Raw genomic sequence first — 25,271 nt, 5'->3', positions numbered from 1 at the left:
AGGGTCTTAAATGCAAACATCTTTACAGATAAAAAATTTACAACTGTTTCGTCAAAACGAGTTATTGCTGCGTTTAAACGAACAAGTTAATGGTGGTGAAATTCTCACACTTATGGGGCCATCTGGCAGTGGTAAATCAAGCTTACTTAACTGGTTAACAGGTGCACTTCCTACAGGATTTACTGCGGAAGGTGAGGTATGGTTAAACAATAACAACATTACTCAAGTGCCGGCACATTTACGCCATGTAGGCGTGTTATATCAAGACGCTTTATTGTTTTCTCATTTATCTGTAGCCGGCAATATTGCTTTTGCTATGCCTGCTGGTAATAAAAAACAGCGGCTTGAAAAAATTGAAGACGCACTCGAGCAATTAGGCTTAAAAGGTTTAGCTGACCGCCACACCGATAACCTTTCAGGTGGCCAACAAGCTCGTGTCGCGTTATTGCGGGTTTTACTGAGCGAGCCTAAAGCTATTTTACTTGATGAGCCTTTTAGTAAACTTGATTCACAATTGCGTGAAGATACCAGAGCGCTAGTTTTCGAACAAATTCGTTATCATCAACTACCGGCACTTATGGTTACACATGATCATAGCGACGCTAAAGCCGCTGGTGGTAAAGTTATCACCTTAAATAAAACAGAGTAAGTTGTATGTTAGATAAATATATCACGCCGGTTATAAAACCTTTGTTAACGCCTGTTGTCATGTTGCTACACAAACGCAAAATTACTGCCGATCAAATAACATTTTATGGCTTTTTAGTGGGTATGTTAGCGGTGCCATTATTAGCTTTTCAGCTTTGGTATTGGGCACTGGCTGCGATTATAGCAAACCGTATTTTAGATGGGTTAGATGGAGCACTTGCTCGTTATGCTAAGCAAAGCTCAAGTGCGGGGGGCTTTTTAGATATCACCTTAGACTTTTTGTTTTACGCGGCTATTCCGTTAGGCTTTATTTTTTCTGATCCCGAACTTAATGGCATCGCTGGTTCAATTTTACTAGCAACATTTATTGGTACAGGTTCAAGCTTTTTAGCTTTTGCGATTGCCGCTGAAAAATTTAAAATTGATAAACCACAATTCAAATATAAGAGCTTTTATTATCTTAATGGTTTAACCGAAGGTACGGAAACTATAGCTTTATTTATTGCTTTTTGTATTTGGCCACAATCGTTTCCATGGTTAGCTTTGTTATTTTCACTTGCTTGTATGATCACTATTTTTACTCGTATACACGGTGGCTATCACACCCTAAAACAACAAGAAGCGGATATGAAAAGTAAAGCATTAATAAACGAAGCAAAGCAAGCTACTGAAGTAAGTACTGAGACGAAAAATGACTAACGAAGTATGGTGGCGACTTGGCTGCTTTTTTAGCATTTTAGTGGTTATGATGTTGCTTGAAGGCTACAAACCTGCACGACAATCTTCTATTACTAAAGCTAAACGTTGGACCGCTAATTTTGGTTTGGTGTTTGTTTCGTCGATTTTCGCTCGGTTAATTATACCTATTGGTTTAACTGCTGTTGCGCTTTATAACACTGAAAATGCTATCGGTTTGTTTAACCAAACATTTTATATCAATGTAAACTTACCTTTTTGGCTAACAGTTGTACTAGGCCTATTCATATTAGATATTATTATTTATTGGCAACATAGGTTATTCCATGTCGTTCCTATGCTATGGCGTTTACACCGTGTTCATCATGCTGATGCGCATGTAGATACTAGTACAGGCCTACGTTTTCATCCTATCGAAATCGTATTAAGTATTGTTATCAAACTACTTGTTGTTACCGCGTTAGGTATACCTGCCATTGCCGTACTTATATTTGAAATTACTCTAAATGGTTTAGCGTTATTTAACCATGCTAACATTCGCTTACCTCAAGCGATTGAAAAACCATTACGCCTCGTATTAATGACGCAAATTTTGCATAGAATTCACCATAGCCAAGTGGTTAAAGAAACTAATTCAAACTACGGTTTTAGTGTTATTTGGTGGGATAAATTATTTGGCAGTTATAAAGATTCAGCCATTAAAAGTGATGGTGATCTTGATATCGGATTAAGCCAATACCCTCAAGCTAAACAAAACGCCTCGCTTTGGGGATTATTAATTATGCCGTTTAAAAACAAATAAATACAATCGGTCTATTCCTAGCATATTTATAAAACATGTATATATTTGGTTAGTAGTTTAAAAAATTATTTGAGTGTATGTAGTAACATTATTTATTGGAGTTTATATGCCAGAAAAAATAATAAGTTTTGAATTAGAAACTGATTTGCTAATGGCATTAGAAAATCTTTCTTCATCATTAAAAAAAATAAAAAATGGTAGAGATAGTTATTTGAAGTGGGCATTTATATTCGGTCATACTGCTTTACAAAGTACTATGTGTTTATCATTAATTACAACGTCATCTTTTCTCGTCCGAAATAAAAGCTTTTATCAAGAGGATGCAGGTGATTTAGATAATATTGAATGGTTATACCAAAAACTTCAAAAGCCTGAATTCCTCCCTTATACAGGTAGTAAAATAATCCCTAAAAATGAATTAAATCAGATAAAAAATATTCAGAAAATTAGAAATACATTTATTCATCAGCAGCCTGATTTATATATTTTTACTTTTAAAGAACTTTTCGATTTTATTATATTGATGGTTCGTTTAATTCGCTTTCTTGTAAGTCAAAGTGAGAGAATGTCTTTCGGTGGAAATGTAAATAAAAAATGCTTTGAGGATTGGCTTGATACATTAGAAAATCAATTGAGAGTATGTCTATAAAAATATTATTGTAAATATCTACATGATTTCAAATATAAATATTATATTAGGTTATTATTTCTATACATTTACCAATTTTATTTGTTTCAACAGAAGGAATAAAAATCGTGGTTATTGATTGGGGGGTAGTGAGTTCTGCTGCTACAGCGGTTGGTTCTTTAGTTACTGCATTAGGTGTAGGGTTTGGTGCATGGCAAATCAGAGTAGGTAAAGAACAAGCACAGGCAGCGTTTGAAGACAGTTTAGATCAACAATATCGTACTTTATCAATGGAGCTACCCGTTAACGTGCTGATAGGCGAACCCATTGAAGAAAGTGAAAGAAATAAAGTCAGAGAGCTTATTTTTAACTATCTTGATTTATCAAACGAGCAAGTTTATTTAAGAGCGAAAGGCCGTGTTTCAAAACATACATGGGCCTCTTGGTCTATGGGAATAAAGCTGCTGCTAGCAAAACCTTCGTTTAAAGAAGTGTATAACGAAGTAAAAGATAAATCTGACTTTACCTATTTAAACCGGCTAGTTGCCTCTGACTTTAGTTCAGATCCAAAGAGTTGGTATAAGTAGCCCTTTTACTTAATGATTAAATTATATTGAACCGTATCATGATAAACATTGTAAATTTTGAACATAACAAGTTAACCATTAAAAATTGGCAACTCAATAAAAATGAAAGTTGGTGTGTATTAGGGCGAAATGGCTCAGGAAAACAATACATAGATCAACTCTTAACAGGTGATCTATCGCCTTATTCTGCAGAGCAGCTCACCTTACCCGATAAAAATAAAGTCGGTATGATCTCGTTTGAAACTCAGCAAGAGGTTTACGAGCATGAGCTGAAAATAGACGCTAGCGACTTTATTAACGCGAATGACATTGGTACTCAAGCGAAAGACTTTTTACCTGAAAGCAAATGGAACGATCCCTTAATTGCTGAGTTTGGTTTAAGTCATCGCCTTGAAACTGGATATCGCCAATTAAGTACAGGTGAGGGGAGAAAGCTCTTAATACTACAAGCCATTTTTAATGGTATTGAGCTTTTAGTGTGCGACAACCCATTTGATAGTTTAGATGTAGAGTCGTGTGATGCTTTATCGAAAGCCTTAGAGCGTTTATCTTCAAACGGTATTAGCATAGTATTGATGTTAAGTAACCGACAAGATATTCCAAGCTGGTGTAATAACATAGCCTTTATTGAGCGAGGGCAGTTTGATGTTATTGGTAAGCTAGAAAACACTGAAACTAAAAATCAACTAGACGCTTTATTAGCGCCCATTCCTGATGAAACAACTTGGCCTGAAAACACTAAACAGTTGTCAGATTACCAGCATCCTTACTTAGTTAAATTAAACCAAGGTAAAGTTCATTATAGTGGCGTTAATGTTTTTGAAAATTTAGACGTTGCTATTAAACCCTTACAGCACACTTTAATTACGGGTAAAAACGGCAGTGGTAAATCAACCTTAATGCAGCTTATTACCGGAGATTGTCCGCAATGTTATAGCAACGATATACAGGTACTCGGTTACCAAAGAGGCTCTGGCGAAAGCATTTGGGAACTTAAAAAACAAATGGGTATTGTAAGCTCAGAAATGCATCGACAATACCGCGTTAACTGCGATTTATTAACTGTGGTACTTTCAGGCTTTTACGACTCTATTGGTTTGTACGAACAGCCAAGCCCGTCACAAGTGATTATTGCTCGCCAGTGGTTAGAAAAAATCGGTCTGTTAGCCCATCAACACAGTATGTTTAACAGCTTAAGTTATGGTGAACAACGCTTAGCATTAATTGCTCGCGCTTTGGTTAAATCACCTTACTTAATTATTTTAGATGAACCAACCCAAGGTCTAGATGAATTAAATCGACATAGATTACTCAACTTTTTAGAGCACTTAGACAAGCAACAACATAGCACTATGTTATTAGTCAGCCATAGAGAAGATGAGTTTTTACCTATATTTAAACAGCATATAAAGCTTTAATATATAAGTTTAAACTTAGAACCATCCTACTAATTAATTCTCCACTTTTTTTATTGAAGTTATGAAGTGTGTTTTATTACGTAATAACAATTACTTATAAAGCACTTTTTATTTTTTATTATTTTTTTCGCATTATTTCATCGCATGATATAGGTAAATTTAATTATTGAACTGGCTTAAAACTTAGTAAAAGTTTTATTGGCTTGGCATTATGGTGTTTTTCATACTATAGTTTCATATATAAAAGATGATAATTATTTGTAAAGCATTTGGGATGATAAAGATTTAAAGGTCTGGAAAAATTAAATACACGATAAACAACAAGCAAAACGGGGAAAAAATGAATAAGACAATGATTAAAACTACTTGTATATTAGCCAGTTATTTTTTTGTAAATACAGCTAATGCAGCCACAGTAAATATAAGTAACTACAGTGGTGGAGATGGAATACTAACAGTAGCGGAGTTTAATAGTGCGCAAGATGTCGCAGGTAATAATGGTACTATTAAATTTGATCAAACGCTTACAACGACTCATAACCTTGTAATATATAATAAAGGGATTACGGTTATAGGCATTGATAGTCCGACGGGACAACGCCAATTTACAAAAACTCATGCTAATTATATAACCTCAGTACCAACAGCTTGGGATGATTTTAATCCTGTTACAGACAGCCAAAAAATAGATCCACAAGCACCTAATTCGTCTATTTTTAGAATTGCTACCGATGATGTAACGATTAAGAATATTTACCTTACGGCGAGTAATTGGCCATTACTAAAAGCTAATGTTTCAAGTACTGATGGAGAGGGGACTCGAGTTGCAACGGGTGTAGAAATGGGGATTCGAGTTGATTCAGGAAAAAACTTAACGATTGAAGATGTCAAAATAGATAAAGTAAATGTTGCTATAAACTACGATCGAGATGCACTTCCACATGGTTTAACTCTAAAAAATAGTATTATTACTGGTGGTCGAGGAATTATAAATAGTGCAGAAAGCACTACAGCATTTCCTGCGGATACCTCTCTTGAAAGTAAAATGGTTATTGATAATAATCATTTTGTAGCCTACCAATGGAAAGCTAAAAACTTTTGTTCTGCTCGCGGCCTTACCTTTGACTATGGCAATTATGCTCATAGTGCAGATCCGTTTGTTGGTCCTGGGCCAATTGATTTTTTAGACAGTGAAGTGATAAACAATACTTTTGATGCTTATTCAACATTTGCTGTTGATTTTAACCGTACTAAAAATGTTCATATTGGTAAGACTAATCAAGGTAATACAATAAAAATAGGTCGATATAGAACCAACTATATCAACATTATTCATTTTGAAGCTAAATCTAGCAATATCAATATCATAGAAAATAAATTAACGATTAATCAAGTGGATGGGGCGACTGTTACGAACTCAAGTCATATTTGGGCCGGTTTTGGTAATAAAACTAAAGGAGCCACGACTACAGTACTTGCTAAAAATAACGAATACATGGGATTCCCATCAGGTCATCTTGTTGGTATTAATATTCAAGACTGGAGATTTCAAGACGAGAAGGTTAGCTTGGGAGGAGGTTTAAATGCGAGCGTATATGTACGCACTATAGATATAAGTGAGTCTGTTGCAGAGCATAAACTTTGGGGTACTGAAGTTAATAATGATTTTTGGACTACAGGAAATAAATTTGGTAAGTTTTTTTATGGCTGGGGAGAACCATAATTTATTATTTGCTATTAACCCGCATATTTTAGTTTCCACTGAAAGTGGCATCTTAAATAGCTACAGGTACACTCATTAATGAGAATAGGAGCCGACATATATCCCCATGCAACCTCAGAATGCAGCTGGAATTATATGCGGCTCTTTTGGTAAATATAAAAAGTGAACCGTTGAAAAATGAAAATACTGAATAAAAAAAATATTATGGCTTTAAGCTCTGTGATTATAGCTGTTGCTCTTATTGCATTTTATGAATCAAACAATAAAAACGATGTATCTCCTTATACTTTATCTTCAGAGGCTGTAACTAGTCCGGCGACAAAAAAAGTATTACCATCATATTTAATTCAAACACAAAAAACAGATAAAACGCTTCAACCTATTATTCAAAGTGACTCTGCTTATTATTTGAATCAGCTTTCTAAATCAGGCTCAGACAATGAGTTACTTTCTACACTCAGAGATCTTATATTAATTAATGAAGAGGCTGTATTGAGTGCCTTAAAAAATCTTGATTATGAAAAATTTAGCGGGCGCCGTATAGGTTCATTTCTTGTCGAATATTTTGCTGAATACTCAGATGTTTTTGACACTATTGATAAGTTAACAATGTTTGAAAATAGTGCCGCTCATTTTCTTTATGAAGATGTATCAGCAGGTTTACTAGCATCACATTCAAGTCATTTAGATACAGGGAGTGTTGTGGAGTTTTTGTCTAAGCAAAAAAATTCAGTTATTGCGTTAAAAGCAATGCCTGATGTAGGTAGGCAAATGATGGAAAGCGAAAGTGATAAAGCCTTTGTTGTTGATAATATTACCGCCATGCCTGATATTGAAAACAAAGAAAGTTTACTTTATGGGGCATTAGAACAGTGGTTGAAACAAGATCCTGACAGTTTACTTGAATACCTTGATTTACATGAACATAGGCCTGCATACGACAGGGTTGTGAGCCAATATGTACATCAATATAAAGATCAAAACCCTGAAAAGGTGATGGAGTTGGCATTAGCAATAAAAGATAATGAACAGCGTTTTATGGCTGTTTATGGTACTGCTCAAGAGCTTGCTAAACAAACCCCTGATGTTTACATTAATTGGATTGAAACAGTAACCAACACTGAACTAAAAGAGCGAATTATCGAGGCTGTTGGCGAAATAAATTAACCCTCTAATATTCTAATTGAAATAGCTGCGGCTGAGGTTCTGTTATCAACACCTAGTTTTTTAAATATTTGCTCTAAGTGTTTGTTAACTGTACGTGGGCTCATTGCTAATATTTGCGATATTTCCCAGCTGGTTTTACCGTACGACACCCAATAAAGCACTTCTGATTCACGCTTGGTAATCGGTAGTTTAGCTTTTAAATCTTCAGGTGATTTTTGTACGTTGGCTTGAACAATTCTTAATAAATGTAAGTTGTCTTGCTCGCGTTCATACGAAATATTAAAAGGTGATGCAAAACAGTTAATCAACAAGTTGTTGTTTGTGTTGTCAGCCGAACTGTCGGGAAGGTTTGTGGCAACCGTGGTGTTTAGCCAAACCTTAATGGTTTCTGCGAGTGTGCTCCAAGGTGTCATATCGTCTTGTGCAAGCTCGTCTATTATTTCGTGTACTTGTGGCGTTGCCCAAGCTAAACGACCTTCGTTACTTACACAAAACACGTTTTTACCTGCATGATCTAACGCATCTTGTGCACTTAGCGCTAATTTCGCGGTATTTACATGTGTTTTAATGCGCGCAATAACTTCATCGGGAGATATAGGTTTAGTCACATAATCAACACCGCCTGCGTTAAAGCCTTTTACTACATCTTCAACATCGGTTAAACCCGTCATAAAAATAATAGGGGTGTTGGGGAGTAGTTCTTTTAATTTTTTACAGGTTTCAAAGCCGTCCATTTCAGGCATTACGGCATCAAGTAAAATAACGTCTGGCTGTACTTTTTCAACAATAGAAAGCGCCTGCAAGCCATTAAGTGCGACTAACGCGGTATAGCCTTGAGTATTCAGCGCCACATTTAACATGCCTAATGACTCTGGTGAGTCGTCAACCACTAATACTACATCACTCATTTTATTGTTCATTACTTACTTCTTATCATTAGTTTGGTTAATGAGCTCATTAAGATATTGAATTATTTTAGGAAAGTTACACTGTGCAACATATTCATTCAACTGTGATTTTACGTTATTGGGTAAAAAAAACTCATTGTCTATTTTGGTCATTTGTTCTTTAAATCCTGATAAATAACCTATTTCAGCAATGGCGATTAAAGACTGGTAATGCTCTGCATTTACTGTGGAGTTAACTTTTATCGCTGGGTCATTATCGTTGTTTTCAGTGTTATTTTGAATGTTTTCGTATTGCCATTCTATAGATAAACACTGGGCTATTTTTCCTAATAATGAATCTATGTTAACGGGTTTAGCTATGTAGCCGTTATGAAAAGCTTTAGCTTGTTGGCTAGCTTCTATATCTCTGGCATTAGCGGAAACCATAATAATAGGTAGTACATATTTTTGTCGCCTAATTTGTTTTGCCATTTGCCAACCATTTGTTTCTGGCATTCTTACATCAAGTAACATTAAATCAACGGTGTTATTTTCGAGTACGGTAAAGCCTGCTGCTGCATTGGGCGCGAGTAACACTTTAAAACCTAATGGCTGAAGCAAGTCTTGCATTAATCGATGTTGGTTTGCATCGTCGTCTACCACCAATATCGTTTTTTCTGCTCCCGTATAAGACACAGCTTTAGTAATAGCGTATTCAGGCTGTTTTTGGTTTTCTTTCGTTTGCGATAACAATAAACGTAATTTAAAGGTAGAACCTTGCCCAATAACACTGGTTAAGGTGATTTCTCCGCCCATTAACTCAGCTAATGAACGCGAGATAGTTAACCCTAAACCTGTGCCGCCAATAGCTTGTGTATGGGCGTTTCGTATTTGTTCAAAAGGTTTGAAAACCAATTCTTGGTTCGCTTGTGATATACCAACACCTGTATCGGTAATACTGAACTGAGCTACATTATTTCGGTACGACACATCAACATTTACCGAACCTTTTTCAGTGTATTTAATGGCGTTTGATATTAAGTTAATTAAAATTTGTCGAAAGCGCTGTTTGTCTGTAGCCACGTAAACAGGTAAGTTTTTACTAATGTTATAAGTAAATTTAATGCCTTTTTGGCTGGCTTGCATTTGAAACATTTCAACTAACTGCATCAGTATTGAATACAGATTAAAATCGTCTTTTTGCAGGGTAATTCTTCCTGCTTCAATTTTAGATATTTCAAGTAAACCTTCAATTAAATCAGCTAGATGTTCACCGTTTCTTTTTACAATCGATAAGGTTTCTCGTTGTCTTGTAGGTATTTCACTGTCTTGACTTAATAGCTGAGCATAACCAAGTAATACATTAAGCGGTGTTCGTAATTCATGGCTTAATCCGGCTAAATATCGGCTTTTAGCTTCGTTAGCTGACTCTGCTACTTCTTTTGAGTTTTGTAATTCAAGAGAGGTTTCTTTATGGGCGTCAATCTCTTTGGCTAACGCATTAGTTTGCGATCTTAGCTCTTTTAATGCTGCACGGTTACCGCTGCGCGCTAAAATAAATAGCCAACTGACTATGCCAATAATAATCAGCAATAAGAAAAATATTTTAATTAAGGTGTTCGCAAAAACCGTTTTTATGCCTTCATCCTCTAAGGGCACCTGTAAATAAATAAGAAATAATATGCCAGCACCAACAAAACTTAAACTTAAGGTTACCGCTACAAATTGCATCAACGGAGTAGTGAGTTTTCGAAGTATTGAAGTGGTTAAAAAACGATTGAAAAAATGATGGGATTGCTTGGCAATAGTGGCTTCTGGCCTACATTTATCGCCACATCTAACGTCAAGACTACAACACAGTGAACATATGGCATTGTTGTAAGCAGGGCAGTAGGTCATGTCTTCTTGTTCAAACTCGTTCTCGCAAATATGACATTTTGTTGATTGCTTAATCACAGGCATATTGTTGTTAACCAGATAAAACTTACCTTTAGTTAACATACCAATTAATGGCACCGTAACAAAAGGTAAACCAAAAGCAATAAACGACGCTAATGCTTTAACGGTTTCGCCGTACCAACCAAAATGCGCAGTAAAACCCACAACGGTCGCAATAATCATTGAGCCAACACCAACAGGGTTTATATCGTGTAAGCGCGAACGTTTAAATTCAATACCTTTTGGGCTAATACCTAAAGGTTTGTTAATAATTAAATCAGCCACAACCGAACTAAGCCAAGCTAATACGATTACTGAATAAACCGTTAGCATTTTTTCAATAGTTTGATAAATGCCTAGCTCCATTAATAGCAAAGCAATGGCTAAATTAAACAGCATCCACACAACACGACCAGGGTGGTTATGCGTGGCGCGCGAGAAAAAATTAGACCAAGCCAAAGAGCCTGCATAGGCGTTCGCCACATTGATTTTTAATTGCGAAATTATCACAAAACTACAAGCAACAATCAGGCTGATGTTGGCATTGTCGAACACATAGCTAAAAGCTAAATTGTACATATGAGCGGGATCGCCAGCCAACGCAAATGAAATCCCTTGCTGCAAAGCAAAGTAAGCTAAAAACGATCCTAATAGTAGTTTTAAGCCACCAAATATTATCCACCCTGGGCCTGCAGATACTAAGGCTATCCACCATTTCCATGGGCTTTTTTTAGGCTTTTCAGGCAAAAATCGTAAAAAATCGACCTGTTCACCAATTTGAGCAACCAGAGCTAACAACACAGCAGAGGCTGAACCAAACAATAATAGATTGAACGACGAACCTGCTTCACCTGCATTGCCGGTATAATTAAACCATGCTTGAAAGTCAGTATCGGCATGATTAAAAACAAAAAATAACGGCAGTACTTGTAATACCGCCCAAATAGGCTGAGTCCATACCTGAAACTTACTGATATAAGCGATACCGTGGGTAACTAAAGGAATAACCGCAACAGCGCTAATTACGTAGCCAATATATAAGGGAAGATCAAACAACAGATAAAGCGCCATCGACATAATTGCCGCTTCAAGCGCAAAAAATATAAAAGTAAACGACGCATAAACCAATGAGGCGATAGTTGAACCAATATAACCAAAACCCGCACCACGGCTGAGTAAGTCTATATCTACACCATATTTTGCTGAGTAATAACTAATCGGTAAACCATTAAAAAATATAACTAATACAACGGCTAATATTGCCCATGCCGAATTTACAAAACCATAATTTAGGGTTATCGCACCACCTATGGCTTCTAATACTAAAAAAGAAACAATACCTAAAGCGGTAATTGCTATTTTACTGAAGGAATGATGACGTGCGCGTTTAGCAGTAAAGCGCAAGGCAAAATCTTCCATCATCTCGTTGGCAACAAGCTTATTGTAAGTTCTGCGTGTGGGTAATATTTTTTGATTAGACTGCATTAATTTCCCAACAAAGTAGCTAATAATTACTATTTGTATTCTTAAAATGGATATATAAATCGTTTTTTATTTGTAATATTCTAAAGCTAAATAAAACAAAAACATATGCGTAAATAGACGTAGTTTTGTTTTAATTGATAAATTATTGCTGAGCATATTATAGATGTTGTTATAATATTTGTTCTTTTAGTCGGTAACGACTTTTTTATGATTAAATTTATGGTGTAAAATCTTGAATATTCAATATGTTGGTGATGGTTTTGTTATTGATTGTCATGAACATAGTGTAACAGTTGAAGGGCAACGGTTTGATGTTAGACCAAAAACTTTCCAGTTATTACTAACGTTAATTGAAAATAAAGACAATATAATTGATAAATCGTCGTTGCTAGATAACATATGGCATGACGTAAATGTTGACGAACAAGTTATCTTTCAATCTGTTGCAGAAATACGTAAGGTGTTTTCTGGGAAAAAAGTGATTCAAACACACCCTAGAAAAGGCTATAGCTGGGTAGAGCCTATTGAGTTATCAAATAGCAGCACAGTAACTTCGCCAATAGAACAACATATTAATTCCGATGCCAATACATCTAAATATCCCTTTAAGCTCAAGCTACTGTTAATCTCTTTATTATTATTAACGGCCGTGGTTAGCTCGTCTGTTTATTATGTTATGCAAGCCACTACGGCTCAACATTCAGCGCAAGCACAAAACACCATTTTTATTTTACCCACAAAAAATAATATTCAAGACAAAAAATTTGATTGGGTTTCTATTGGTATTATGGATACCTTAATCACTCAAGCTGCAGATCATTCTAAAGTGATGCCTTTAGACTACGTATTATTATCAATGCGTAATGTGAATATGGACAGAGATTATACCACTGAGCAAATATCTCGCTTATTTAAAATTACAGCCGCAGGGATAGTGGTTGAGTCTGAAATCTCACGAACGCTTGACCAATATCAACTTATATATAAATTACATTTTACCGACCAAATCATTAGAGAAGTTATATTTGGCAATTCGGTTGATGAATTAGTGAGTAAATTATCAAACATAATAGCGAGTATTACAGAATATAAAACTGAAAATAAAGTAGAACGAACTCCTGTTAGTTCAACAAAGTTTAACCATGAGATTTTTGTTGAAGCCATCGCTCTTTCTCAATCAGGAAAATCCAACGCAGCTATTCAATTAATAAAAGGTTTAATCGCCATTGAGCCAAACAATGTACAAGCTCAAAAAGTCCTTATTGATTGGCTACAATACCGAGAAAATTTTCAAGAAGCGTTAACCATTAGTGAACGTTTAATTGGAGTTGCAGACAAGCTCAATATTGATAAAGCGGGTATATATTATCGCCATGCTTATAACTTGTTCAGGTTGGGTGATTTAGATAAAGCATGGTTTTATACTTCGCTTATAAATAAGCAATTAAAAATTGAAAATAACCCATACTATAACGGCTTCGTTTTACAACTTGAAGGCGAGTTACATCTTGTACAAAACGACTTAGTTGAAGCGAGAAAATCGTTTACTCAATCCTTAAAACAGTTTGAAAGTATCTATTTTTCGATAGGTATGACAAGTATTCATTGTTTATTAGCAGAAACCGAAAAAGTTGCGGGTAATAGTGAAAAAAGTAAGCAACATATTGAATTAGCTAAAAAAGTAGTAAGAGAGTACGAAATAGAAAACCTACTTCCAAAGTTTAAAATTGACCTTAAAATGTAATTATAGTTTTTTATAGAAAATTTTAAGACCTATTTACTCATTAAAACATTACCTTTACTGTAAATAAATTAAAAGGAATGTGTATCAATGATAAAACACGTAAAAAAAAATATTCACTGGGTTGGGCTAAGTCCACTTTTTGCACTCTCTTTAATGGGCTGTGAAGTAACAAAAAACGCAGACGAAATCACCTCAAAAAAAATAGAGTCAGAGATCATCCTCTATGACTTTGAAAGCGAAAAAACACCTACCGAAATTAAGGTTAATAACGGTATAGCTAACCTCACCGATAGCTCATCTTCAATCGCGGGTAAACATTCATTATTAGTTAAGCTAAACACACAAAAAAATAATAGCGCTAACTTTGTTATTCGCCCAGAAACTCCTTTTGATTGGAGTAATTATGCAGACTTTAATTTAGCATTCGATTTAACAAATAATGGTACCGAATCTGTTCAATTAGATTTAACCATTAGCGATAAAAGTGGTGGATTTTACACCCGAGGTTTAGTTGTACCTGTTGGCAAAACCACAACGCACTACGCTAAAATGGATGGGCATGATCAAAAAGATCCACCATGGGCCAACAAAACAGAATTTAACTTTGAATCTGGTTTTCGCTCAAACCCTGTAACTTGGCAGTCAAACGACAAACAAGTTTATTCTTTTTGGGGTAACAAACAATTAGATTTATCTGGAATTGTCGCGTTAAGTTTTAACGCAAATGGTTTGTTAAGCGATCGTCAGTTCACTATAGATAATATTCGATTACGTCCTAACCCTGAAATGGACAAAAACTTTTTAACAGGATTAATTGATAAATACGGACAAAATGCAAAAGTTGATTATCCTAATAAAGTTAAGTCAGATAAACACCTAAAAGAATTAGTATCTAACGAACTATCAACGTTAAAAGGTGAAAAGCTTAGCGACCGCTCAAAGTTTCATGGTTGGGCAAATGGCCCACGTTTTGAAGCAACAGGTTTTTTCCGCACGCAAAAAATAGAAGGTAAATGGGCATTAATAGATCCAGAAGGGTACTTATACTTTTCAACGGGCATTGATATTATTCGTTTATCAAACTCATCAACCATAACGGGTTACGACTTCGAGCAAAACTTTATCGCTAAACGTACCTCCGATATGACCATTGCAGAAGATGATCAACCATTAAACCGCGTGAATGACGAAGCACTACCTACACGCTTTGTTGCTAACGAAACGCGCACTAACTTATACGAATGGTTACCTAAATATGATGAGCCGCTAGGTAATCACTTTGGGTACCGTAGAGAAACACAAAGTGGACCATTAAAACATGGTGAAACCTTTAGCTTTTATAGCGCTAACCTTGAGCGACGTTACGGCGAAACTTATAAAGAATCGTACTTAGATACATGGCGCGAAGTTACCTTACGCAGAATGTTAGATTGGGGTTACACATCTTTAGGAAACTGGTCTGAAGAAGCTTATTACGGTAATAACAAAATTCCATTTGTTGCATTTGCAGACATTATTGGCGAATTTGGCACATTAAGTAGTGGCTTCGATTTTTGGCATGGTGTACCAGATGCTTATGATCCTAGATTTTACCAACGTGCCGTTGTTGCTGCAGAACATGTTGCTGAACAAATAAATGCCACCCCTTGGTGTATGGGCATATTTATGGACAATGAGCAAAGTTTTGGCCGTGGTGGTAGCGACGAATCTCGTTACGGTATTGTATTAAATACACTACAAACCGATGCAGCCAAAGTTCATGCAAAAGCCGCGTTTACTAAAGTGTTAAAAGAAAAATATGGTTCAATTACCGCGCTTAACAAAGCATGGAATAAAAACATTGAATCGTGGGACGCATTCGCTAAAGGTATCGACGCTAGCTTTAATACCGAAGCTCAAAAGCAAGACTACTCTGAATTACTTTACCAATATGGCGTTCAATATTTTAGTACCGTTAACAAAGCACTAAAATCTAAACTACCTAACCACTTGTACTTAGGTTCACGTATGCCTGTTTGGGGAATGCCACTTGAAATTATTAAAGCCGCATCTGAACACAACGACATTATTACCTACAACCTATACGAAGAAGGCTTAGTTCCTAGCCAATGGGAGTTTCTTAAAGACATTGACGCACCTAGTTTAATTGGCGAGTTTAGCTTCGGTTCTGACGATGCAGGGCATGTACATCCGGGGATTGTAATCGCAGCTGATCAAAAAGATCGTGGTGAAAAAATGAAAAAATACATGAATTCAATCATCGATAATCCTTACTTTGTAGGTGTGCACATGTTTCAATATGCCGACGGTCCAATTCCAGGACGTGCTTACGATGGCGAAAACTACAATACAGGTATAGTACGGGTAACAGATGTTCCTTACGAACACATGGTAAAAGCAGCGAAAGAAGTTCATAAAAACTTATATGAACGTAGATACGGTTATTTGAACAAGTAAAATTATAAGTTCTTTTAACTCATTAAAGGTTAATAACGTGCGGAGTATGGCTTGTTATTAACCTTTTTTATTTGCATTTGGTCATTGTTTTTTATATTTTTTTATTCAATTAAGTAAACTGCATCTTGAGGTGGTATATATGACGAAAACTAAAAAAACAATCACTTCGCACGAACAGAAAAACAGGTATGCTCAAATAAAAATGGCCACAATCCGTAGTGAACTTATTAAAGCAGAAGGGCGAGGGTTCACTGAAAAAACGCCTAAAAATATTATGGAAGATGTGATTAAACGTAAGATAAACAAGTAAATGAAAAAAATATGAAAAATTTATTTATATCTGTTCTCCTACTTTCCTCAACTTCTTGTACGGCTTCACCATTAGAAAATAGTGAGTCTACATTAGTTAAAGAAAATATCGGTTGGATGCATGGGAATTGCTTAGCAATAAAAAATCAAAATGTTAATATCCCAACAAATATTACTCTAATAAAGCTAGACGAAAAACGTTCGATTGAAAAAGCGGTTATATCCGGTAAAGCGACTAATCCTGATGAATGTTTTCCATTAATGGCCGATAGAAGTCAAATAAACACAAATAACGGTTATTCATTTTATTTAATTGATTCTCCTACAGCTATTGATTTAGCTATAGGAGTTATTGGTGCAGAAAAGCTTAACACTTCAAATTTCGACTACTGCACTACAACAGAAGGCATTAAATATTTTGTTAAGAATTCTTCAACTGTAGTTTGGGAAGGTTATTATTATTTAGGTTACGATTCAGAGGTAAGCTGTAAATAACTCTTCTACATACCTCCAAGATAGAAAGTAAGCTTTAAAATTTACTTTCTATTATTCTAATTAGTTATTATTTGCCTTTTCAGGCGTTTATCTATTTTATTAAGTTATATTTATATAATTAAATTCCGGAGTTTTAATGCGTTACATTTTATTTCTTTCTCTAATCCCCAGCATATTGTTAGCTGGGGGCCATCTTGAGAAAAAAGTCGATTACAGTGAAATTCATTCTGTATTTCAAAGTATGAATTGTTTATATGAAGACACTGAACAGAAAATGGATGAATGTGGGAGTAAAAGTTTAACGTTAGCTAAAAGTCGTATGAATTTACTTATTGACGAGCTACTTTCTACTGCTAAAAAAGTATCGCAATCAAGAAGTGATAAAATCAAAAAGTCTCAAAAGGATTGGGCTCTTTACACGGAGTCGAATTGTATAATGGAAACTTTAGACTCTGAAGGTGGAAGTGGATACCCGTCTATTATTAATTTTTGTTACGAAACAAAGATTAATGAACGTATAAGCTACTTACAATGGATTTTAAGCAATAAATAAGTGAAGCGTCAGACAACTAAAATTTAGGTAATTGTTAGATTAGATTTGAGCTACTACATATAAAAAATAGCAATTCCATCTAATTGATTTTTTTTAGCTTTATAATCTTGATTACACGTATCTGTTTTTATTGATTCTGACCTTTGTTTCATCAAATTATTATTTTGTAAAACATGCAATGTTTCTTGTTCTCTTTCCCAGTCTTCGGCAATCATTACTATAAAAGTATTACCATCAATGCTTATGCTATCAATAATAACTTCTTTGGTAATGTGTATGGCATGATATTGTACATTTTATCCTTATTTTTGAGCTTATGGATAATATATATACCTGTTTAGTTTATGTAGAAATGAGTCTCAAAAGTTGTTCTTAATTTTTATGTCTCAGACTAAATCGTACAGATGAGGTGATTTGGTTTTGTTTATTTCTAATTCAGCGTATCTTATTAAATCACTAATAAGTAAATTAGAAATATATTGATTAAAAGATGATGTGTTATTAATTGAAAATAAGCTTTCAATTAATAACATTAACCCGATAAAAAAGCACTTAATTATAATCAGTGTAAAAAGTAAAAACAGTGAAAAAAAGGCAATAGTAAAAAAGATTAATTTAGTCTCAGTGTAGTAAATTTCTTTAAAAATAAAATCTATTGCATTTGGATTCTTTAGTATTATTACTGCAATTAATGATGTAATCGCAAGTAATAGACTTAAAATTCGAGTTTTAGCTGATTCATCATAAAATACTTGATAAAAATCATATCGAGTAAACTCCAGTGGCTGTCTATGTTTCTTTAATATGTCATAGCTCTTTAATACCATGTCAGCTAAGGTTATGTACTCCGTAGGTTTAGCCTTGAACTCTTGTAATAACCATTCTTTTTTCAATTCTATTACCGTTTCTTTCTTTGAATTTTTCTTTTTTCTAACTACAGCTATTATTTCTTTATTTCTTTGTTGCTTTAGTGCCAAAGCGCTAAGTAAGAATAAAGCTTCGGTACTAAGTATCCATACTAATCCGTAAAATTTTTCTATTTTTACTTCCTCGTTAGGTATTTTTATTAAGGCGTGATCTGTAACAAAAAAATCAATCGAAAATGATAGGAATAATATGGTTGATATCAAAAATAGAGAAATGTTAAACCAAAGCTTTGTAAAGTAGAATTTATATGAGTAAAAGAGTTTATAGTATTCGTTTGCAAGATGATTAAAATGTTCCATATCTTATTATATCCATTTGAATTTGGATGTTCATTTTATAATGAAAAATCTTTTTTTAGAATTTAAAAAATTAGTAACTTATTAATAAGTAAAAATAATGATGATTTTTTGTCAAAATAACTTGTTATGCATCTTTAAGCCCAAAGATATAGTTAATAGATTAAATGATAGAATTTGAGTATGTCACTTACTGAAATAAAAATAAAATTATCTAATGCATTAAAAACGGATTATTTCTTCAATGTTGTAAATGAACTTTATTACGATGAAAGAAGTAGTAAAAAGTACCTAACTAATGCTTTATTAGAGTTACATTCAGAATCAGTACTTAATATAAATGAATTATATAAGACACTTAAAAGTAAAGGGCAGTATCATAACTTTTGGACGTTATGCCATGTTTATGAATCATTATTACCTAATATTAAAGCCCCTGTTATTGAAGTTATGGAGTGTATTTTCCAATTAAAAAATGATATTGGTGATAATATATCGCTAAACCAACTTTTCTCTAGTTTTACCCAATTTTGTATCAATAATGAAGACAGCTATAAAGAAGCCTTTACGATATCTATTGATAATGTAGATAAATTTAGTGATTTTATATCCTCTGCTATTATCGCTGGTAGTTCATTTGATACGGAATGGAGTTTCAATAAACTAAATAGTATTGGTAGCCATAAAGCTGTAAGTGCTAGACAGCAAGCTTACTTGTCTCTTTCACGTATTGATTTAAACGTTAACGTAACTATTAATATGGCGTTTTCTTTCTTAGAAAAGCGATGTTTAATAGAGAAAGATGAAGCAGCTAAAAGTGATCTGTTTAATGCAGCTATTAATCTTGGTGAAAGAGATGAGTGTTTGTGGGATAGAATAGATATTGTATTAAATACTCTACTCATAGAGCCATCACCTACTTTACTTTATAGCGTTTCCAATGTTGCAGCCTTTGATCGAAAAAATATTCCTTACTCAATAAAACATAAGTTAATTAGTTTTTTAAAAAATACTAAAGTAGATAATCAGACTGTATTAAGTAATATTGAACATTTATTAGTGAAACTTCTTAAACAACATGAATATGAGTATATAGAAGACTTACTTGAATTCTTACTAAATAAAGATATATGCATCAGCGAATTTAATTATTTTAATAGTAAGCTAATTAAAAATAATGATGAATATTTACATGCACTTATAACTAAATGGTTTTTATCTGGAAATTTAAATTTATGTTGTGCTGTTCGAGATTTATTACATGATCTGAACATTAAAGATATTGAAATAAAAGTTGATGTTACACAAGTAAATAAATTGAATGGTATGCCACATTTTTTAGCTAGAAAAGCTGTTGGCTGGTTATTTACACGCCCAATTGTCGCTGCAAATTTTGTTTTATCTATTATTGATGTTACACAAGAAAATGAGCATGAAGAGTTAAAGAAGATACTGTTTGAAACATTATTAATGAACTATTCTGGTGAGTTACGACGATACTTAGAAAAAAAAGAACTAACTAGTTCATTAGCTGTAAAAAATACTATTCAGAATGCAATTACTCAACTAAATGAGTATTTTGACAATATGGAAGGAGTTTGGGGGATTAATGAAATACAGTGTTCCCAGCAAAGAAGAGAGCAGTATTGGGAGCATTTTCAGCAATTAATGGAGGATGCTCAAGAGGCTGTCCCACCCAGCGTACTTTCTGAGTTATTTACAACGCAGACTATTTTATATGGGAATAGTAGCGCTGTTTATATATATGATGGTAATGATCAACCCAGACGATCTGAAATGAAAATGAGCAAGCATTCTTATTCAACTGAATTTCCCAGGTTAGATACCCTTGATCCTGAAGGTTTAGAATATACTCTTCGTTTTTTTAGAATGGAGGTTTTTAAAAATGAAGTTAATTCTTAAACAGTATTTAGCATCTTTAAATGAACGTGACGAATTAGATGTCTTAGTACCTGATTTGTTAAGTCAAATGGGTCTCAATGTTTATGCTCGACCTATTAGAGGTGCGAACGAGTATGGTGTCGATGTTGCTGCTGTAGGTAAAATAGGTAATGATATTGAAAAAGTTTATCTTTTTTCTATTAAAGAAAAAAACTTAACTAGGCAGAGTTGGTGTGGTGGCTCAAACCAAGACTTATTACCTTCTATTCATAGTATTCTCAACTCTTATATCCCACATCGGCTACCTAAAGAGCATGCTGATAAGCCTATTGTTATCTGTTTGTGTTTTGGTGGTGATGTTCAAACAACGATAAGACAAGAGGTTACAGGTTTTGAGCAGCAACATGAAACAGAACATTTAAAATTTGAAGAATGGAATGGTGATAAATTATCAGAATTAATTTTACAGCACTTTTTGAAAGAAGAATTATTACCAAAAGATTGGCAATCTATGTTAAGAAAATCAATTGCATTACTTGATGAACCTGATGTATCTCATAAGCATTTTATTAGATTAATAAGAAAACTTATAGATGTTGAGATAAAAGATAATAAAGATCTTCACAAAATCATTAATCGAATTAATATTTGTCTATGGGTGCTTTTTTCATGGGGTAGGGATGGTAATAATGTTGAGTCCACATATTTATCCGCTGAGTTTTGTATCTTAAATTGTTGGGATTTAATTAAAGATTCTAGAAGTACTAATGCACGAAAAGCCTTTGATAAATTACTATCGACTTATCACGCTATTACGCGAGAATATACAGAAAAATGTTTAATACCGCATGTAGACAAAATGCATGCGATTTCTAACGTAATTAATTCACCTACCTCAATTGATATTAACTTAAAACTATTTGATTTATTAAGTCGGCTATCAATGTACGGTATCTGGATTTTAATGGATCTAAAAAAGTTAAATGCAAAAAATTCATTAATAGATGATACGCAAAATGTAGAATTAACCAAAAAACTAGAATTAGTTATTCATTCAATAAAGCTGTTAATAAAAAACAATCCTTTATTGTTATCTCCATATCTTGATGAACAAGCGATAGATATATCCTTAGCTATGTATTTATTGATACAAGACTCTGAAAATGATGAATTCGGTATTAGTTGGTTAGATGAAATCATCAATCGGAGTATATTTTCATATAAAACTAATGGAATGTACCCTTCAACAGTTGATGACTTTAGAAAATTGTTAGGCCATCGTGAACAAACCAATAACACGTATAAACATAATGTGACTAAAGCTAGTATTCTCTATCCCGTTTCAGCTATTTTTTCAGCGTTGTATAAAAATGACGTTACTGGTAATGAGTTATTAAATTTTACAGAAAAAGAGCTAGGACATTGCACTCTACAATATTGGTATCCAGCTCAAGACTCTGAAGTTTATTTTTACAATAATGTAGAAATGCACGGATGTGCTACTACAGGTTTTGAAATGGCTCCTGATAAAGTTATCGACCATGTTATGACTGAATGTAATAACTCGAAATCATTTGGTGAATTGTCGGCTATTAAAAAAAATTTAGAACCGATAGTTTTTCTTGCTTGTCGTTATTATAGATACCCAGTTCCAATTCATTTCTTTTATGACTTTTTACAGCATCAAAAAGGAAAATAATGCTAATTAGTAGTTCCTTCGTAATTGTTAGTTAATAATTTCACTTATTAACAATTTCTTGAAACCCGTAAAACTACGTAATTATGACTTTGTGCGTATTCATTTTTCACAAATTTCGCAATATTAGCCATATACCAATTGAGCTAATGAATTCATTACTTAGCAGGAACTTAAGGTTTATAGGCGCAGGCGAATGCTTGTTCTCGGTAACTGCTCCTGCGTTACCCTAATGTTCGACATCCGCGCTGAATATTATAAGAATCAATAATGCGGAATATAATCCCGCTAAAAAATAAAAATAGAATCAAATATCAACTAAATAAATAGTCTCGATAATTTTTCAATCATCCTTAGTAACATTCCCCAAAAAAACAAAACTACGTAATTATGCGTATGCCTTTGCGTGCTTTTGCGCATATTAACTATTTATTAACTTAGTAATACTAACCACAGTTAAATAAACCTCGTGTTACTTGTTTAATAATAAAAATATAGAACACGCAATTGAAATACTTAAGGGATGCTAAACATGAAAATTTTACAAAAATTAACACCTGTTGCTGCAACAGTATTAATGTCGTTAGGCGCTGTATCAGCTGCACAGGCTGAAGATAGTAAATTAATGGATAACTTAAGCGTGTCAGGCTTTATTGATATGTCTTATGTTTATTCAGATGTAGACGGTGGCGATTCATCTAGCGTATCAGGTATCGACCAAGTAGAGATTGACCTTGCATACGACTTTGGTAACAAGTTAACGGCAACTGTTGATATTGAATATCAAAATGCTGATGAAGGTGTAGATCTTGAGCAAGCGTTTATTAGTTATGCTGTGTCAGACAACTTTAGTGTTAAAGCAGGTCGTTTTTTAAGTTACAGCGGTTGGGAAACTGAAGAGCCTACAGGTTTATTTCAATACTCAGGTACGGGTTACGCTAAATATTTTTACGGTTACTACCAACAAGGTATTTCAGGTATTTACAGTGGCGACGGTTACGCGGTAGCGGTTTCAGTGGTTAACGATTTAGCGGGTCCACAATCTATCGATTCAGAGCATCCAGGTATTGAAACTATGGTGGCTTTAATGCCGACTGATGAAATTACTGTTAAAGGTTTTTATTCAAAAGACGGTGATGTTGAATTAATTAACACATGGGCAAGCTATTCAAAAGACGCATTAACACTAGCAGCTGAATACAACACAGCAGAAGACAGTGCCTTTGTAGGTAGTGATGCGAGTGGTTATTTATTAATGGCTAACTACGCGTTTGACAACTTTGCCTTAACGGTTCGTTACCACGATTGGGAAGTTGAAGATGCAGCTGGTGCAACATTTGAAGATGCTAGCGGTATTACTATTTCACCAAGCTTTTCGGTAAACGATAACTTACTTATGGTTTTTGAATACCGTATGGAAGAAATCAACGATGTTGATATAGACACTATTGCTATTGAAGCTTTAGTAACTTTTTAATTGAACCCAACGATATTTACGAAAAAGGAAATAATCATGAAATTGAAAAAATTAATCATCGCAAGTTCAATTGTTGCGAGTAGTTTAGTAACCAGTATTACTTATGCGGCAGACACGATTAAAGTCGGTGTGTTGCATTCATTATCAGGCACTATGGCGATCAGTGAAACAACACTAAAAGACACTGTATTAATGATGATCGATAAGCAAAACAAAGCTGGCGGTATTTTAGGTAAGCAACTTGAAGCGGTTGTTGTTGACCCTGCGTCTAACTGGCCTTTATTTGCTGAGAAAACACGTGAATTATTAGCGAAAGAAAAAGTTGATGTTATTTTTGGTTGTTGGACATCTGTATCACGTAAATCGGCACTTCCAGTATTAGAAGAACTTAACGGTTTACTTTTTTACCCAGTGCAATACGAAGGTGAAGAGTCATCTAAAAACGTATTTTACACGGGTGCTGCGCCAAACCAACAAGCAATTCCTGCTATTGATTACTTAATGAATGATATAGGTGCTAAACGTTGGGTTTTAGCAGGTACAGATTATGTTTACCCACGTACAACTAATAAAGTTTTAAAAGCGTACTTAAAATCTAAAGGCGTTAAAGACGAAGACATTATGGTGAACTACACGCCATTTGGTCATTCTGATTGGCAAAGTATTGTTGCTGAAGTTAAAAAGTTTGGTTCAACAGGTAAGAAAACAGCGGTTGTTTCAACCATTAACGGCGATGCAAACATTCCATTTTATAAAGAGTTAGGTAACCAAGGTGTTTCTGCTGAAGATATTCCTGTTGTTGCATTCTCTGTAGGTGAAGAAGAGCTTTCTGGTTTTGATACTAAACCATTAGTGGGTCACTTAGCGGCTTGGAATTACTTTCAAAGTGTAGAGTCGGATGAGAACGAAACTTTTATTGCTGATTGGAAAAAATACATTGGTGATGACAAACGTGTAACAAACGATCCTATGGAAGCAACTTACATTGGTTTTAAAATGTGGGCTAAAGCGGTTGAAAAAGCAGGTACTACAGATGTTGATGCGGTTGAGCAAGCTATGATTGGTGTTGCTGTTCCTAACTTAACAGGTGGTACTGCGGTAATGAATGCAAACCATCATTTATCTAAGCCAGTACTTATTGGTGAAATTCAAGAAGATGGTCAATTTGAAGTAGTTTGGGAAACACCTGATACAGTAATTGGTGATGCTTGGTCTGATTATTTACCTAGCTCTAAAAACTTAATTTCAGATTGGACTGCGCCAGTTAAATGCGGAAACTTTGATGTGAAAACAGCTAAGTGTTCTGGTCAAAACTTTTAACTGATAACGAGTAAATGATTAACGGGAGGTTGGCGAAGTTAGCCTCCCATTTACTCAAAGCATTTTTCATCTTCCTCTATTCAAAGAATGTTTTGAGTAAATCTATACAGTTTCAT

General features: G+C 34.3%; 21 protein-coding genes. 17 read left to right on the top strand and 4 right to left on the bottom strand.

The features are described 5' to 3' along the window. The first annotated feature begins 10 nt into the window (after nt 1–10). The 8 genes from ACM9HF_RS03810 to ACM9HF_RS03775 all read left to right on the top strand — a co-directional run bounded on the left by ACM9HF_RS03810 (nt 11) and on the right by ACM9HF_RS03775 (nt 7,669). The gene (locus tag ACM9HF_RS03810; RefSeq protein WP_077342886.1) at nt 11–649 is read left to right on the top strand and encodes an ATP-binding cassette domain-containing protein; all 639 of its coding nucleotides are present in this window, start codon (nt 11–13) and stop codon (nt 647–649) included. 5 nt (nt 650–654) lie between these two features. After that, on the top strand, nt 655–1,347 hold the full coding sequence (locus ACM9HF_RS03805; protein WP_473614378.1) for a CDP-alcohol phosphatidyltransferase family protein: 693 nt from the start codon (nt 655–657) through the stop codon (nt 1,345–1,347). Beyond that, the gene (locus ACM9HF_RS03800; protein ID WP_473614377.1) at nt 1,340–2,146 is read left to right on the top strand and encodes a sterol desaturase family protein; all 807 of its coding nucleotides are present in this window, start codon (nt 1,340–1,342) and stop codon (nt 2,144–2,146) included. The genes ACM9HF_RS03805 and ACM9HF_RS03800 overlap by 8 nt, the downstream gene beginning before the upstream one ends. A gap of 106 nt (nt 2,147–2,252) precedes the next feature. Continuing rightward, entirely contained in the window at nt 2,253–2,795 is a 543-nt protein-coding gene (locus ACM9HF_RS03795) for a hypothetical protein (RefSeq protein ID WP_473614376.1), read from the top strand. Nucleotides 2,796–2,902: 107 nt separating this feature from the next. After that, complete coding sequence (locus ACM9HF_RS03790; RefSeq protein ID WP_077342878.1) at nt 2,903–3,361, top strand: hypothetical protein; 459 nt, start codon at nt 2,903–2,905, stop codon at nt 3,359–3,361. A 38-nt stretch (nt 3,362–3,399) separates the two neighbouring features. Further along, on the top strand, nt 3,400–4,779 hold the full coding sequence (locus tag ACM9HF_RS03785) for an ATP-binding cassette domain-containing protein (RefSeq protein WP_473614375.1): 1,380 nt from the start codon (nt 3,400–3,402) through the stop codon (nt 4,777–4,779). Nucleotides 4,780–5,119: 340 nt separating this feature from the next. Beyond that, nucleotides 5,120–6,502, top strand: coding sequence for a hypothetical protein (locus ACM9HF_RS03780; protein WP_473614374.1), 1,383 nt, complete (start codon nt 5,120–5,122; stop codon nt 6,500–6,502). A gap of 177 nt (nt 6,503–6,679) precedes the next feature. Continuing rightward, nucleotides 6,680–7,669, top strand: coding sequence for a hypothetical protein (locus ACM9HF_RS03775; protein ID WP_473614373.1), 990 nt, complete (start codon nt 6,680–6,682; stop codon nt 7,667–7,669). Here ACM9HF_RS03775 and ACM9HF_RS03770 read toward each other — a convergent pair. After that, on the bottom strand, nt 7,666–8,589 hold the full coding sequence (locus tag ACM9HF_RS03770; RefSeq protein ID WP_473614372.1) for a response regulator: 924 nt from the start codon (nt 8,587–8,589) through the stop codon (nt 7,666–7,668). The two genes, ACM9HF_RS03775 and ACM9HF_RS03770, sit on opposite strands and share 4 nt — an antisense overlap. A 3-nt stretch (nt 8,590–8,592) precedes the next feature. Continuing rightward, on the bottom strand, nt 8,593–11,979 hold the full coding sequence (locus ACM9HF_RS03765; protein ID WP_473614371.1) for an ATP-binding protein: 3,387 nt from the start codon (nt 11,977–11,979) through the stop codon (nt 8,593–8,595). Between the two features lie 232 nt (nt 11,980–12,211). On the opposite strand from ACM9HF_RS03765, the gene ACM9HF_RS03760 reads away from it, so the two are divergent. The 5 genes from ACM9HF_RS03760 to ACM9HF_RS03740 all read left to right on the top strand — a co-directional run bounded on the left by ACM9HF_RS03760 (nt 12,212) and on the right by ACM9HF_RS03740 (nt 17,537). Next, complete coding sequence (locus ACM9HF_RS03760) at nt 12,212–13,723, top strand: winged helix-turn-helix domain-containing protein (RefSeq protein ID WP_473614370.1); 1,512 nt, start codon at nt 12,212–12,214, stop codon at nt 13,721–13,723. An 87-nt stretch (nt 13,724–13,810) separates the two neighbouring features. Then, on the top strand, nt 13,811–16,180 hold the full coding sequence (locus tag ACM9HF_RS03755) for a beta-galactosidase (RefSeq protein ID WP_473614369.1): 2,370 nt from the start codon (nt 13,811–13,813) through the stop codon (nt 16,178–16,180). A gap of 139 nt (nt 16,181–16,319) precedes the next feature. Further along, nucleotides 16,320–16,490, top strand: a complete 171-nt coding sequence (locus tag ACM9HF_RS03750) for a hypothetical protein (RefSeq protein ID WP_473614368.1) — start codon at nt 16,320–16,322, stop codon at nt 16,488–16,490. 11 nt (nt 16,491–16,501) lie between these two features. Continuing rightward, nucleotides 16,502–16,984, top strand: coding sequence for a hypothetical protein (locus tag ACM9HF_RS03745; protein ID WP_473614367.1), 483 nt, complete (start codon nt 16,502–16,504; stop codon nt 16,982–16,984). A 136-nt stretch (nt 16,985–17,120) separates the two neighbouring features. After that, nucleotides 17,121–17,537, top strand: a complete 417-nt coding sequence (locus ACM9HF_RS03740; protein WP_473614366.1) for a lysozyme inhibitor LprI family protein — start codon at nt 17,121–17,123, stop codon at nt 17,535–17,537. Nucleotides 17,538–17,590: 53 nt separating this feature from the next. On the opposite strand, the gene ACM9HF_RS03735 is transcribed toward ACM9HF_RS03740, so the two are convergent. Both ACM9HF_RS03735 and ACM9HF_RS03730 read right to left on the bottom strand, forming a co-directional pair. After that, a complete protein-coding gene (locus tag ACM9HF_RS03735; protein ID WP_473614365.1) occupies nt 17,591–17,752 on the bottom strand; it encodes a prevent-host-death protein in 162 nt (53 codons plus the stop codon). 171 nt (nt 17,753–17,923) lie between these two features. Beyond that, the gene (locus ACM9HF_RS03730; protein WP_473614364.1) at nt 17,924–18,763 is read right to left on the bottom strand and encodes a hypothetical protein; all 840 of its coding nucleotides are present in this window, start codon (nt 18,761–18,763) and stop codon (nt 17,924–17,926) included. 180 nt (nt 18,764–18,943) lie between these two features. On the opposite strand from ACM9HF_RS03730, the gene ACM9HF_RS03725 reads away from it, so the two are divergent. The 4 genes from ACM9HF_RS03725 to urtA all read left to right on the top strand — a co-directional run bounded on the left by ACM9HF_RS03725 (nt 18,944) and on the right by urtA (nt 25,155). Then, complete coding sequence (locus ACM9HF_RS03725; protein ID WP_473614363.1) at nt 18,944–20,683, top strand: hypothetical protein; 1,740 nt, start codon at nt 18,944–18,946, stop codon at nt 20,681–20,683. Continuing rightward, a complete protein-coding gene (locus tag ACM9HF_RS03720; protein WP_473614362.1) occupies nt 20,667–22,361 on the top strand; it encodes a hypothetical protein in 1,695 nt (564 codons plus the stop codon). The genes ACM9HF_RS03725 and ACM9HF_RS03720 overlap by 17 nt, the downstream gene beginning before the upstream one ends. 529 nt (nt 22,362–22,890) lie before the next feature. After that, complete coding sequence (locus ACM9HF_RS03715; RefSeq protein WP_473614361.1) at nt 22,891–23,835, top strand: outer membrane beta-barrel protein; 945 nt, start codon at nt 22,891–22,893, stop codon at nt 23,833–23,835. A gap of 36 nt (nt 23,836–23,871) precedes the next feature. Beyond that, nucleotides 23,872–25,155 (top strand): urea ABC transporter substrate-binding protein, encoded by a 1,284-nt coding sequence (gene urtA / locus ACM9HF_RS03710; RefSeq protein ID WP_473614360.1) that lies wholly within the window; start codon nt 23,872–23,874, stop codon nt 25,153–25,155. The last annotated feature ends 116 nt before the right edge of the window (nt 25,156–25,271 follow it).

This window comes from Colwellia sp. RE-S-Sl-9 (assembly GCF_048296855.1).
Taxonomy (GTDB): Bacteria; Pseudomonadota; Gammaproteobacteria; order Enterobacterales; family Alteromonadaceae; genus Pseudocolwellia.
Note: the sequence above shows the minus strand (reverse complement) of the source record. Positions and strands in the feature narration are given on the sequence as shown.